This is a genomic window from Nonomuraea sp. bgisy101 (assembly GCF_057708945.1).
In genome coordinates, this window is sequence record NZ_JBYITD010000061.1 from 1 (window position 1) to 13,001 (window position 13,001).

The following is a 13,001-nucleotide window of genomic DNA, read 5'->3' on the forward strand; positions in this document are numbered from 1 at the left end:
CTGCAGGAGGAGTCCCTCCGGCAGAACAATCTGATGTACGGCGGCTTGATCGGCGTTGGCGCCGTCTTTGTGCAGCCGTTCCTGACCTCGGGAGCCGCTTCCCTCGACCTGTCCGCCATGATCTGCGTGATCGCTTTTTCCTTGGCCATCCCGCTGTTGTCTGCTCTTATCGTGTTGAACCGGCAGGAAACCTATCGGAGGCGCATGTCGAGTTCCGTTGTCGTGCTGGTGGCGCAGCAGGTTGCGCTGGGGCTCGGGTTCGTCGGAGTGGTCGCCGGTTTCTGGCACATCATGCCGATCGCCGGTATCGCGATCCTGGTGGGCGCGATCTTGGGTGTGGCCGTTCACGGCGCGGGCTATGTTCGGCTGGAGGAAGAAGACGCCCGAGCCACACCAGGTGCTGAGCAACCACCTCAAGCGTAAATGCACTGACGTGACGGCCGGGCTGAGATCATCCGCCGACGCGGTCGAGTCCAACAGCCCGGTCACATCATCAAGCCCACCAGACCCTCAGCCCGCGGTCTCATCCCGTCCGACGCGACCTAGCCCAACACCAAACGCAAAGGATCACGCGGCGTACGGGACCTGCGGCCAACGGGACCTCGGCGTACCGGACCCTCAAGCGTAGAGACTCTGGCCCCGCAGAGCCCGCAGTGCCCGAAATTCGCGGAGCCTCCATGCTTGTCCGCTCAGTTCGGGGAAAGCGGCGATGGCGACCCGGGTCTCCGACACCGACGATCCCCCATTCTTTCGCCCGCGGAAGGCCCTCGACGCCTGCCGACTACACGCGGGCGCAACACGTGGGCCCGATGGTGGAGGCCGACATCGCCGACTGGCTTCTGGCCACCCGCTAGGGGCAGGCTCCCACGCCGCCCACGATGATGCGTCCGCCCAGCGTGGAGTCGTCGATCAAGGGGTCAGGCCGCCAATCGCACACATCGACCACTCCCGGCTCCAACAGTTCGAACCCTTCGAAGAAGCGATCGATCTCGGCTCTCGGCCGTGGCGTCAGCGCAGCGCCCACGAACTGGAAGCCGTGCCGCACGGCGGCATCGACCTCGGGCGGGGACTCGTCGACGGTGTGGGAGATCGCGATGTGACTGCCCGGCGCCAACCCGCCACCGAGGTGGTGGACGACGCCGTGCGCGTCCTCCTCGTCGGAGATGAAATGCAGCACCGCCAGCATCAGGACGGCGACCGGCTGTCTGAGGTCCAGGAATCCGGCGATCCGGGGAGAGTCGAGGATACGGCCCGGCTTGCGAAGGTCCCCCTGGAAAGCGATGACGTTGCGCACCCCGTCGCGAGCCAGGATCGCCTGACTGTGCCGGATCGCCGCGGCGTCCTGATCCACGTAGGCGATCCGGGCATCGGGGTTGATCTCCTGGGCGACCTCGTTCACGCTGCGCCGTGTCGGCAGCCCGGAGCCGATGTCGGGGAACTGACCGATCCCCACCTCACTCGCCAAATGGCTGACGACCCTGCCGAGGAACGCGCGGTTGGCCTGAGCGGTTTTCCTGGCGGCGGGGTTCGATTGCAGCATCCGGTTGGCGGCGGCCCTGTCGGTAGGGCGGTTCTCCCGTCCACCCAGGAGATAGTCGCAGATCCGAGCGCCGTTGGGGGTCCAGGAGTCGATGCCGATGGACGCTGCTCGCTTTTCGCGCATACGCGGGCCTCTCCGCACGAAATTGCCTCGCCGGATCAACGTGCAGGCGCGTGGTTCCCGTTCCATGCTGTCGAGGATGAGCCGCGCGCCATGGGCGAAGGCCTCACGGGCGACCGGGACGCCGCCGGAGCGGGTACGGGTGGGCGGCCCGCTCGGCGATCGGAATCAAGGCTCTTTGCCCAGTGCTGCTTGCTGCGCGCGAGCATGGTCAGCCAGGCGGCCTTGCTGTCGCGCTCCCCGCTCGCTGGCAAGGCATTGGTTCACTACTCTGTGCTACTGTGTAGTGGTACTCGGTACTACAAAGTACCAGGAGGACCGAAGAGGAGCCACGATGGACGACCTGACGAGCCGCCGTCGCGGTCGCCCGCGACGCTCGGCTGGTGGCCACGCGCCCGCACTTCCAGCAGGCGGCCGACGGTGAGATCCTGGGCGCGATCGTCATCGAACGCAACCATCTGGAATGGCGTCTCGGCCCTGCCGGCCTAGCCCGCATCCCCGAGGCGACCTGCCACGACGTCGGTATCACGAGCTCGCGCCGGTGCTGCGGGTCGGCGACCGCCGCATTACGTCACGGATCTGGCCTTCTTCTCGCACGAGGTAGGCGAGACCACCAAAGTTCTCAAGGCGCTCATCGCCTCGGCCACGGTCTTCGGCGGCCCGAGGGTCCTCGTACAGTGAGCGACAGTGAGCGACAGCGCGCTCCTGCAGCGCTGCCTGCGACACGGCCTCAAGATCACCCAGATGATGACCATCGGGCTCTACAACGAGCCGCACGGAGCGTACCTGCTCAGCATCCACTATTGACGATCAGGCCGGTGCGCTGGCGCGGGAGAGGGCTTGCGCGAATCGCCTCAGTAGGAGCACCGCGGTGGCGGTGAGTCCGGCGAACAGACCGAGCCACGTACCCACCATGCCCAGCCCTGCCGGCCCTGAAAGGAGCCACGCGGCGGGCAGTCCCACGATCCAGTAGCCGAAGAGGGTCAGCCGGAAGCCGCTCCTGGTGTCGTCGAGCCCGCGCAGCAACCCCACTGCGATGTTCTGGGCGCAGTCGACGAACTGCATGACGGCCGCCACCATGATCAGGCTCGTCGCGATGCGCAGAGCCGTACCGTCGCCGCCGTCCAGGAACGGGCGCAGGATGAGTTCCGGCGTCGCGAGGTAGAGCACCGCCACGACGGCCATCACGCCCGCGCCGCAGGCCAGCGCGGCGCGGGCGATGCGCCACGCCGATTCCGGCTGAGCGAGGGCAGCCTCCCGGCTCACTCCGATCGAGGCGGCGTGCGACAGGCCTACCGAGACCTGGAAGACGATGTAGACGAGTTGGTTGACGGCGGTGTGCGCGGCCAGGGCGGCGGTGCCGTAGGTGCCGACGAGCAGAGCGATGACGGAGAAGAAGCCCGCCTCCGAGCCGTAGGTGGCCGCGATGGGCACGCCGAGGCCGGTGAGCTTGCGCAGGGTGGCCGGATCGGCCCTCCAGGCGCGAAGGTCGAGCATCGGCGCGAGCTCCGGGTCGCGCCGCGCGGAGCCGTACAGGGCCAGGAAGGTCAGCAGGTAGACGGTGCTGGTCGCGATGCCGATGCCAGCCAGGCCGAGGCTGGTCATGAGAGCGGCGTTGAGCGCGAGATTCACCACGATCGAGACGAGCGTGATGCGCAGCAGCGCCTGGGGGCGGCGCATGCCGACGGTGAACTGCCGGATCGCCTGGAACCACAGGCACGGCACGAGCCCAGGGGCGAGCGCCCACAGCATGGGCCGCATCCGCTCGATCACGGCGAGATCCTGGCCCAACGCGGCGACGCCTTCGCCGATCAGCACCATGAGCGCGCCGCCCACCACCCCGGCGATGGTCGCCAGGGCCAACGAGGCACGCACGAGGCCGCCGACATCCTCCCCGCGGGCGTGCGCGGCGGCCACCTGGTTGCCGACCGCGGTCACCAGCCCGACGCCCATGGTGCGGAGCTGGTTGAAGATGACCATGGCCAAGCCGCCCGCCGCCAGCGCCTCCACTCCGAGCAACCCGAGCATGACGGTGTCCGTCGTGGTCAGGGCCACCTGGGCGAGCTGGGTGAGGGCGAGCGGTACGGCGAGCGTGGCGAGCTCACGAACGTCGTGGCGGAGCGCAGGCGTCGTCACGTTGCGTTTTCTTTCCTTTTAGGGTAGGCAAACCTAAATAAAATATCACCATGGATGGGGACAAAGTGGACCTGAGTCGGCGTCAGCTTCTCATGGCGGCCGGAGGCGCCGGCCTGGTGGCCTTGCTCGCGGCCTGCGGCGGTGGAAACGACACCAAGCCCGCGGCGCAGCCGGCTCAGGGCAAGCCCGCCAGTGGCGGCACCCTGCGGATCGGCGCGCTGGGCCGGGCAAACGCGATCACGCGCGACCCCCACGGCACGCAGGCGAACGAGAGCGACTATCTGATCATCAGCCTGCTCTACGACACGCTGACCGTGCCGGGTGCCACCGAGAACACCGCTCCTCGCCTGGCCACGAGTTGGAAGGCCGACGCGGACGTCACGACCTGGCGCTTCACGCTGGCGCAGGGAGCGAGGTTCCACGACGGCACGCCCGTCACCGCCGAGGACGTCGTCTGGTCGCTGCGGCGGCTGCGGGAGACCCCGGCGGGCGCCGCCCGTCTGCCCGGCATCAAGGTGGACAACATCAAGGCCGACGGCGACGCCGTGGTGCTGACCTCCGACTATCCGAACGCCGACCTGCCGCTGATGCTGCGCCTGACCACGTTCGTGCTGAAGAAGGGCACCACGGAGGTCGCGGGCGCCCCGGGCACCGGGCCGTTCAAGCTCGACTGGTACCGCGACGGCAATGCCCGGCTGGTGCGCAACGACACCTGGCACGGGGGCAAGCCGTACCTCGACGCGATCGAGGTGAAGATCTTCGAAAGCCCGCAGGCCATGGCCAATGCCCTGCTGGGCGGGCAGATCGATCTGGCCTCCAACGTGGGCGCCGTCGCCGCCCGCGTCGCCGCCTCCCGGCCGGACGTCCAGGTGCTGCGCAGGCCCGACGACATGGCGATGCCGATCGTCATGCGCACCGCGGAGGGCAGCCCCTTCGCCGACCCCAAGGTCCGCGAGGCGCTGCGGCTGGCCGTCGACCGCGAGGCCATGGTCAAGCAGGTGCTCAGCGGCTATGGCAAGGTCGCCAACGACGTGCTCGGCACCGGCGACCCCGGTTATGCCAAAGACCTGCCGCAGCGCGCCCGCGACCTGGCCAAGGCCAAGCAGTTGCTGCAGGAGGCCGGGTTCGACCTGTCGAAGACCTACGAGCTGCGCACCACCGAGGACATCTCCGGTCTGGCCGAGTCCGCGGCGCTGTTCGCCACCCAGGTGCGTGAGGCAGGCGTGCAGATCAAGGTCGTCAAGGAGGACTCCGGAGCGTTCTGGGACAAGACTTGGCTCAAGGGCGACCTCTACACCACCTACTGGGGCACCAACGACTCCGTGCTGTTCTTCGCCAGCAAGCTCCTGCTGGCCGGCGCAGGACAGAACGAGTCGGCGTGGAGCGACGCCGAGTTCGACCAGGTCTACAAGCAGGCCGTGGGCACCCTGGACAAGACCACCAGGGCGCAGGCGCTGCGCAAGCTCCAGGAGATCGAGCACGAGCGCTCCGGCTACCTGCTGTGGGGCATGGCCGACGGCATCGACCTGGCCGGCCCCACCGTGCGCGACCTGCCCACGCTGCCCGGATACGGACGAGTGCAGCTCGAGCGGGTATGGCTGGCGCACTGACGGCGCTGCGGTTCGGCGGGCTGCTCGCCCGCCGGGTCGCCTTGCTCGCCGCGCTGCTCGCGTTGGTCTTCGCCGTCATCGAAGCACTTCCTGGCGATGCCGCGGACGCGACCGCCGATCGCGGGGAGAGCGCCGCGGACGTCGCCAGACGGCGTGTCCTGCTCGGCCTGGACCAGCCGGTGGCCGTGCGCTTCCTGCACTGGATGGCCGGATTGCCGACCGGCGATCTCGGCGTCTCCGCGCGCGGCGAGCATGTCTCACGCCTGCTGGCCGGGCCCCTGCCCAACACGCTGCTCCTGGGCGGGCTGGCCCTGGCGATCACGGTTGCACTCTCCCTCATCCTTGGCTGCGGGGCCGCACTGCGTCCGGGGTCGGTGACCGATCGAGTGATCTCCGCGTCGGCCACTGTCGTGCTCGCCCTGCCCGAGTTCGTGATCGCCGCGGGGCTGGTGCTGGTGTTCGCCCTGTGGGCGGGCGTGCTGCCTGCGGCCACGCTGGCGGGACCTGACGGCGCGCCCGCCTCCTGGACCATGGTGGTCCTGCCGGTGCTGGCGCTCGCGATCCCACAGGTCGGATGGAACGCTCGGATCGTCCGCGGTGCCCTCGCCGACGAGGCCAGGGCTCCGCATGTGAGCGCGGCCGTCCTCGATGGCGTGCGTCCCCGCCGGATCCTCACCCACCATCTGCTGCCTGGTGCGCTTCCCACCATCGCGGCGGGAGCGGCTACCTCCACCGGCATGCTGCTGGGCGGTGCGGTAGCGGTAGAGACGATCTTCAACTATCCGGGGGTCGGCGCCTTGCTCGCGGGCGCGGTGGCCGACCGGGACACCCCGATCATCGCGGGCGTCGTGGCGCTGACTGGCGTGGCGATCACGTGCGTGCTGCTCGTCGCCGACCTGATCCGAGCCTGGGCAGCGGGAGGCCGCCTGTGAAGCGTCTCCTGTCCGCGCTGGTGTTGCCGCTGGTCGCCGTCGGAGGGCCATTGCTTGCCCCGCAGCCGATGGACCAGCCGGTCACGATCCCGTACGGCCCGGCCGGGATGGATGGGGCGCTGCTCGGAGGCGATCAGCTCGGCCGCGACGTGCTCAGCAGGCTGTTGTACGGCGGCCGCGATCTGGTCATCGCCTCCCTCGTCGTGGCGCTGCTCGTCACCGCGATCGCGGCTGTCGTCGGTGTCGCGGGGGCACTGCGGCCCGCGTTCGGCCGGTTCGTCGACCAGGTGGCCGATGTGCTCATGCTGCTGCCGGCCGTGCTGGGCATCCTGCTGGTCACCCAATCCTGGCCGGCGGGCGGCCACGTCGCGCTCGTGACCGTGGCGGTCGCGCTCGGCACGCCGTACGCCGTGCGGTTCATGACCGCGGCGGCCGCGCCCGTCGTGGCCACCGGCTACGTCGAGGCTGCCCTGGCCGGCGGCGAGCGGACCTGGCACCTGATCGTCCGCGAGGTGCTGCCGAACCTCCGCTCCACCGTCCTCGCCCTGTTCGGCCTGCGTTTCGTCGCCGCGGTCTACGTGGTCTCCACCGCGGCATTTCTCCAAGTCGGTCCGCAGCCCCCAGCGGCTGACTGGGCGTTGATGATCCGCGAGAACAGCGCGGGCATCGTGCTCAACCCCTGGGCCGTGCTGGCTCCGGGCATCGCGATCGGCCTGCTGGCGATGAGCGTCAACATCGCGGCCCACGCCCTCGCCCCCAAGGCAGGCAACAGAGAGGTGGCGGTCCGATGACACCCCATGCCGAAGTCGCCGACCTGACCATAGCCGCCACCAACGGGCGCGAGCTGCTGTCAGGCGTCTGCCTCACCGCCCGTCCCGGGCAGGTCCTCGCACTGGTGGGCGCCTCCGGCTCGGGCAAGACCACCCTGCTGCGCGCGTTGATCGGCGACCTTCCCCCCGGCACGGACCGCCGGGCAGGCACCGTCCAGGTGCTCGGCGTGGACGTGCTCGGTTGCGAAGCGGCGGACCTGCGCGAGCTGCGCCGTACCCGCGTCGCCTACGTCGGCCAGGATCCGGGCTCGGCGCTCAACCCGAGAATGCGCGTGGCCGCCCTGATCGCCGAGACCGGCTCTCGTGGGGAGGTGGTCCGGCTGCTCGACGAGGTGCGCCTGCCTGCCGTAGCAGGGCTGCTCAGACGCAGGGCCGGAGAGCTGTCCGGCGGTCAGCAGCGCCGGGTCGCCCTGGCCAGGGCGCTGGCCCGCCGACCCGACCTGCTCCTGCTGGACGAGCCGACGGCCGGGCTCGACCCCGCCCTGCGCGACGAGATCGGTGAACTCCTGCGCCGCCTGGCCACCGAGCGCGGCCTCGCCGTGGTGCTGTCGTGCCACGACAGGGAGCTGGTCGAGCAGCTGGCCGATGAGGTGGTCGAGCTGTCCAGCCGGGCGGCTCGCCCACCAGCCGAACGCACGCCGCTCAACCGGCACGCGATCCCGTCGCAGGAGACGGGATTACGGGCCCGCAGACTGGACGCTCACGTCGGCGTCCGGCGACTGCCGGTGCTGCGCGACGTCGACCTCCACGCGCCTTACGGAACCGCGGTGGGCGTGGTGGGACCATCCGGATCGGGCAAGACCACGCTGCTGCGTGCGCTGGTAGGCCTGCACCCGTTCTCGGGCGGCACGGTCACCCTGGACGACGTCGCCCTTCACGCGGACGTACGCAGGCGCGCTCGCGACCAGCGCCGCCGGGTGCAGTTCGTGCCGCAGAACCCGATGGGCGCGCTTAACCCCTCCACCACGGTGTCCGCCGCGCTGGCGCGCCCCCTGCGCCTGCACCGCCGCTGCCCGCGCACCGCCGTACCAGGGCGGGTCACCGACCTGCTGGAACAGGTCGGCCTGGGAACCGAGCACGCCGACCGGTACCCGCACGAGCTGTCCGGCGGCCAGCGGCAGCGGGTCTCCATCGCGCGCGCCTTGGCCGCCGAACCCGACGTACTGGTCTGTGACGAGATCACCTCGGCCCTGGACGGCGATATAGCGCGGGCGGTGATGGAGTTGCTTACCCGGTTGCGGCAGACGCGGGGCATGGCTGTGGTGTTCGCCTCCCACGATCTTCGGCTGGTCCAGGAGTACGCCGACGGAGTGGTGTCGATCGGCACCCGTGAGGAGCACTTGGAAAGGATTCCGTAGCGACCTTGGGTGCGCTTCCCGAAATGCGGGGGCTTCCTGGTGAACACCGCGGGGGAGCTGACCTTCACCCAGTCCGACATGGTGAGGGGTGTTCGCCGCCGCGGCGTTCGCAGGACTGCAGGGTGCGCGGTCACTCAGGGTCGTGTCGGTCGGGGTAGATCGGCGTCCTGGCGTGCCGCGACAGGCTCGCGGCCACGCGGGGCGGGCGGTACCGAGAATCAGCTCTCGAACCCGCTACGACAAGACTCCCACCGGCTACCTCGCTGGCCTCCACTTCCGGGGGGCGCCCTGATGTGGATCCGTAGCCTCTGACCTGCCCTCCTGATCTCAACTGGGAACAGACCCAGTCGAGGCTGCTCCCACCTTTCCTGATAACCCCCGGCTGCCTCCTGCTTCCCCCACCAACCATGAATCAATGTAACGCCTGCTACATTCTTCGGCGTGGCAAAGAATGGAGCACGGAGACGGTGGCTCGTCCTCCTCATCAAGCTGCCCGCCGATCCGTCGCGGCACCGGGTGGCGGTCTGGCGGGAGTTGCGTAAGGTCGGCGCGCTCTCGCTGGGCCAGGGCATCTGGGCAGTGCCGGACGTGCCGGTCTTCGCCGACGGCGTGCGCCGGGCTGTCGAGCTGACCGAGCGGGCCGAGGGCCAGTCAGTGGCGCTGCACGCGTTCGGGCGCTCCGCCGAGGATGAGGCACGCTTCGAGGCGCTGTTCACCGCCGCGCGCTCGGAGGACTGGACGGAGTTCCTCGCCGACTGCGGCAAGTTCGAGGCGGAGATCGCCAAGGAAATCCGGATCGGCAAGTTCACCCTGGCCGAACTGGAGGAAGAGGAGCAGAGCCTGGAGCGCCTGCGCCGCTGGCACCGGGACCTGACGGCCCGCGACGTGTTCGGCGCACCCGATGCGGCCCAGGCCGCGGAACGCCTCAAGCAGTGCACGGCCGCTTGCGAGGACTACGCCGAACGGGTCTTCACCGCTCTGCACCAGAACGAGGGGGCGGACGCGTGACCGCCCACGACACCGCCGGTGCCGGGCGGGGGCGGGCGATGTGGCCGCTGTACGCGGCCGGGTTCACCACCGCCTTCGGCGCGCACGGTATCGCCGCCAACCTCGGCGGCTTCTCCGACGACGCGGTCACCTCCCTCCTCGTCCTGGGCGGCCTGCTCGCCCTGTACGACGGCGCCGAGGTAGTCCTCAAGCCGGTCTTCGGCACCCTCGCCGACAAGATCGGCGCTAAACCCGTGCTGCTCGGCGGGCTGGTCGCCTTCGCTGCCGCCTCCGTGTTGTATGCCGTCGCGGACAGTCCCGGGTGGCTGTGGGCGGCACGGCTCGGCCAGGGCGCCGCCGCCTCGGCGTTCTCCCCCTCGGCCTCCGCACTGGTCGCCCGGCTCAACCCGGCCGCCAAGCACGGCCGGGCGTTCGGCAGTTACGGCTTCTACAAGTCCATCGGCTACACCCTCGGCCCCCTCCTCGGCGGCGTCCTGGTCTGGGCCGGCGGACTGCGCCTGCTGTTCACCGTCATGGCCGTTCTGGCTGTAGCCGTCGCCGCCTGGGCCGCGCTCGCCGTCCCCGCCCTGGCCCCACTGCCCAAGTCCCGCCAGACCGTGCTTGACCTGGCCCGCCGCCTCACTTCCCGCACCTTCCTCGCCCCCACCGCGGCCCTGGCGGGCGCGACCGCCGCACTCTCCGTCGGCGTCGGCTTCCTGCCCGTCTCCGGCGCCGCCGCCGGACTCGGCACCGTGGCCACCGGCGCGGCCGTCTCCGTCCTGGCCGCCACCGCCGCACTCGTCCAGCCCTATGCGGGGCGAGCCCTGGACACCGGGCGCATCACCACCCGCACCGGACTCGCGACCGGACTCACGATCACCGCTGCGGGTCTCGGCTGCGCCATGCTCCCCGGCCTGACCGGCGTCCTCACGGGTGCGACCCTGATCGGCGCCGGAAGCGGCCTGATCACCCCACTCGGCTTCGCCGCCCTCGCCGCCGTCACTCCGCCCGAACGGCTCGGCCAGACCATGGGATCAGCCGAACTCGGCCGCGAACTCGGCGACGCCGGAGGCCCCCTCCTGGTTGCCGCCGTCGCCACAGCATCCACTCTCACCTACGGATTCGCCGCCCTCGCCGCACTCCTGGCAGTCGGCCCGCTCCTCCACTTGACCGCGCGCCGCCGCACGATCCTCGCACAGCAGTAGACGCGCACGGCGGAAAGCGGACCTGGGCTGTCCTGGCGGTGGATCTTCTGGCCGATCGATCAAGCAACCCGCTTCGCGGGCACGCCCAGGGCGTCACCTCTCGGTTGCCTATGAGGTGCAACCATGGTTACTGTAACTGGGGTTACGCTTGAGGGGTGGGGTATGGCGTGGAGGCGACGGTGACAGGCACGGCCGGGCAATGGGTGCTGCTGGCGTATCGCATCCCGCGCCAGCCCTCGACGTTGCGGATCACGATCTGGCGCAAGCTGGACCGGCTCGGCGTGGCGCGGCTGGGTGACGGGCTGGTGGCTTTGCCCGCCGACGCCCGGACCCGGGAGCAGATCGACTGGCTCGCCGAGGAGATCGGCGAGGTGGGCGGCAGCTCCACCGTGTGGCTGGCCGCCGCTAGCAGCGCGGCGCAGGAGAAGGCCATCGCCGCCGAGATGCGCCAGGCGCGGGCGGCGGAGTACCGGGCGGTGCTCGAGCAGGCCGAGGCGGCGGCCCGGGCGCGGCCCGGTGAGCGTAGCCGCGCCCTGAAGCGGCTGCAGGCCGAGCTGCGCAGGATCGGCCGCCGCGACTACTTCCCGCCCGCCGAGCGCGAGGCCGCGCAGCGCGCGGTGCGGGCGCTGGCCGAAGCCAGCCCGGAGGCCGTGCGATGAGGTGGGCCACACGCGCCGGCGTGCACATCGACCGGGCCGCGTGCGCCTGGCTGATCCGCCGCCATCTTGATCCCGAGCCGATGTTCGTGTTCGTCGACGATCCCGCAGCGGTGCCCGCTGACGCCACGCCGTTCGACATGCGCGGGGCCGAGTTGTCGCATCACGGCCACGACTGCAGCTTCGAGACGATCCTGCGCCGCTACGAGCTCGATGACCCGGTGTTGTGGAAGGTCGCCGAGATCGTGCACGAGGCCGACATCGACGACGAGCGCTTCGACGCTCCCGAGGCGCGCGGCGTGGACGTGATCCTGCGTGGGCTGTCGATGATCTGCGACGACGATCGGGTGCTGGAGATCACCGGGCCGATCTTCGACGGCCTGTATGAGTTTCATCGGCGCGCGCTGCTGCTGGGGCGGGAACCGGCATGAGCCCGGCCGTCGGCGTGGCTGGCGGCGTGGTCGGCCTGCTGCTGATATCGCAGGCGCTGCGCGGTCTTGGGTACGGCATCGCGGCCGTCCAGCTCGGCGCGATCCTGCGGCTCGACGGCCTGACACCTGCCGAGGTGGGGCTGATGCTGGCGGCCATCCTGGTCGGCACGCTCATTGCCAGCCTCGCGCTGGCGCGGTGGGGCGACCGTGCCGGTCGCCGCCGGACCTACGCCGCCTTGTACGGGGCCTTGGTCTGCGCAGGGATCGTCATCGCGTTCGGAGCGCCGCCTTGGCTGCTCGCGGCGGTGGCCATGACCGGCGCGCTATCGGTCGAGGTGATGGAGTCAGGGCCGTTCACCACGCTGGAGCAGGTCATGCTGGCCAGCACCGGGCGTCCGCAGCGCGAGGTGGTGCGGGGCTTCGGCCTGTACAACGCGGTCGCCGCCGTCGCGGGAACAGTGGGTGCGCTGCTCGGTGCGCTGCCGGCGGATCGGCGGCTGCTCGGCGGGGTCCTGGCCGTCGTGGGGACGGCCGGTGTGGTGCTGGCTGCTCGGTTGCCCGCGAGCGTCGAGGCGCCCGCCCCGCTCGCGGGGCTGCCGCGCACCCGGATGCTGGCCCGTTCGCGCGGGCCGGTGGCGCGGCTGGCCGCGCTGTTCGCGGTGGACAGCCTCGCCGGCGGCTTCGTGGTGCAGGCCTACCTCGGCTACTGGCTGAACTTGCGCTACGGTGCCACCACGCAGACCATCGGTATCACCTTCGCCGTGCTCGGGGTGCTGCAGACCGCGTCCCTGCTGGCCGCGCCCCTGGTGGCGGCGCGGGTCGGGCTGCTGCGCACGATGGTGTTCACGCACATCCCGTCCAACCTGCTGCTGGCTGCCGTCCCGTTCGCGCCCGGCTTGGGTGGGGCGATCGCGCTGCTGATGGCGCGGGCCTGCCTGTCGCAGATGGACGTGCCCACCCGGCAGGCGTACGTGATGGCCCTGGTCCCCGCCGAGGAGCGGACCGCAGCGGCGGCCGTCACCAACACCGCGCGCTACCTCACCCGACCGGCCGGCCCCGCCTTGGCCGGGCTGATCCTGCCTTTCGGCCTGGCGCTCCCGTTCGTCATCGCGGGAGCCGCCAAGACCGCCTACGACCTGACCTTGTGGCGGATGTTCCGGTCCGTCCGCCTGCCCGCCGAACAACGCTTCCCCTGA

Annotated in this window: 12 protein-coding genes; 10 read left to right on the forward strand and 2 right to left on the reverse strand. The window is 70.6% G+C overall.

Features of this window, described 5'->3' with window-relative positions; all coding sequences use genetic code 11:
- Positions 1-423: hypothetical protein (locus AC3EO4_RS52885; RefSeq protein ID WP_431903955.1), on the forward strand; the 423-nt coding region annotated here is incomplete at its 5' end.
- 427 nt (positions 424-850) lie between these two features.
- On the opposite strand, the gene AC3EO4_RS52890 is transcribed toward AC3EO4_RS52885, so the two are convergent.
- Positions 851-1,702 (reverse strand): SAM-dependent methyltransferase, encoded by an 852-nt coding sequence (locus AC3EO4_RS52890; RefSeq protein ID WP_431903957.1) that lies wholly within the window; start codon positions 1,700-1,702, stop codon positions 851-853.
- A 768-nt stretch (positions 1,703-2,470) separates the two neighbouring features.
- Positions 2,471-3,796 (reverse strand): MATE family efflux transporter, encoded by a 1,326-nt coding sequence (locus AC3EO4_RS52895; protein ID WP_431903960.1) that lies wholly within the window; start codon positions 3,794-3,796, stop codon positions 2,471-2,473.
- A gap of 50 nt (positions 3,797-3,846) precedes the next feature.
- Between AC3EO4_RS52895 and AC3EO4_RS52900 the strand changes: the two genes are divergently transcribed.
- The 9 genes from AC3EO4_RS52900 to AC3EO4_RS52940 all read left to right on the forward strand — a co-directional run bounded on the left by AC3EO4_RS52900 (position 3,847) and on the right by AC3EO4_RS52940 (position 13,001).
- Positions 3,847-5,406 (forward strand): ABC transporter substrate-binding protein, encoded by a 1,560-nt coding sequence (locus tag AC3EO4_RS52900; protein ID WP_431903963.1) that lies wholly within the window; start codon positions 3,847-3,849, stop codon positions 5,404-5,406.
- The gene (locus AC3EO4_RS52905) at positions 5,391-6,338 is read left to right on the forward strand and encodes an ABC transporter permease (protein ID WP_379582130.1); all 948 of its coding nucleotides are present in this window, start codon (positions 5,391-5,393) and stop codon (positions 6,336-6,338) included. Before AC3EO4_RS52900 ends, AC3EO4_RS52905 begins: the two co-directional genes overlap by 16 nt.
- Positions 6,335-7,129: an ABC transporter permease gene (locus tag AC3EO4_RS52910; protein ID WP_379582132.1), complete on the forward strand. Its 795-nt coding sequence runs from the start codon at positions 6,335-6,337 to the stop codon at positions 7,127-7,129. The genes AC3EO4_RS52905 and AC3EO4_RS52910 overlap by 4 nt, the downstream gene beginning before the upstream one ends.
- Entirely contained in the window at positions 7,126-8,526 is a 1,401-nt protein-coding gene (locus tag AC3EO4_RS52915; RefSeq protein ID WP_379582134.1) for an ABC transporter ATP-binding protein, read from the forward strand. The genes AC3EO4_RS52910 and AC3EO4_RS52915 overlap by 4 nt, the downstream gene beginning before the upstream one ends.
- Positions 8,527-8,967: 441 nt before the next feature.
- Complete coding sequence (locus AC3EO4_RS52920) at positions 8,968-9,534, forward strand: Chromate resistance protein ChrB (RefSeq protein WP_379582136.1); 567 nt, start codon at positions 8,968-8,970, stop codon at positions 9,532-9,534.
- Entirely contained in the window at positions 9,531-10,718 is a 1,188-nt protein-coding gene (locus AC3EO4_RS52925; RefSeq protein WP_431903968.1) for an MFS transporter, read from the forward strand. The genes AC3EO4_RS52920 and AC3EO4_RS52925 overlap by 4 nt, the downstream gene beginning before the upstream one ends.
- Before the next feature lie 155 nt (positions 10,719-10,873).
- Positions 10,874-11,377 (forward strand): Chromate resistance protein ChrB, encoded by a 504-nt coding sequence (locus AC3EO4_RS52930; RefSeq protein WP_431903971.1) that lies wholly within the window; start codon positions 10,874-10,876, stop codon positions 11,375-11,377.
- Positions 11,374-11,805 (forward strand): chromate resistance protein ChrB domain-containing protein, encoded by a 432-nt coding sequence (locus tag AC3EO4_RS52935; protein WP_431903973.1) that lies wholly within the window; start codon positions 11,374-11,376, stop codon positions 11,803-11,805. Before AC3EO4_RS52930 ends, AC3EO4_RS52935 begins: the two co-directional genes overlap by 4 nt.
- Positions 11,802-13,001: an MFS transporter gene (locus AC3EO4_RS52940; protein ID WP_431903976.1), complete on the forward strand. Its 1,200-nt coding sequence runs from the start codon at positions 11,802-11,804 to the stop codon at positions 12,999-13,001. The genes AC3EO4_RS52935 and AC3EO4_RS52940 overlap by 4 nt, the downstream gene beginning before the upstream one ends.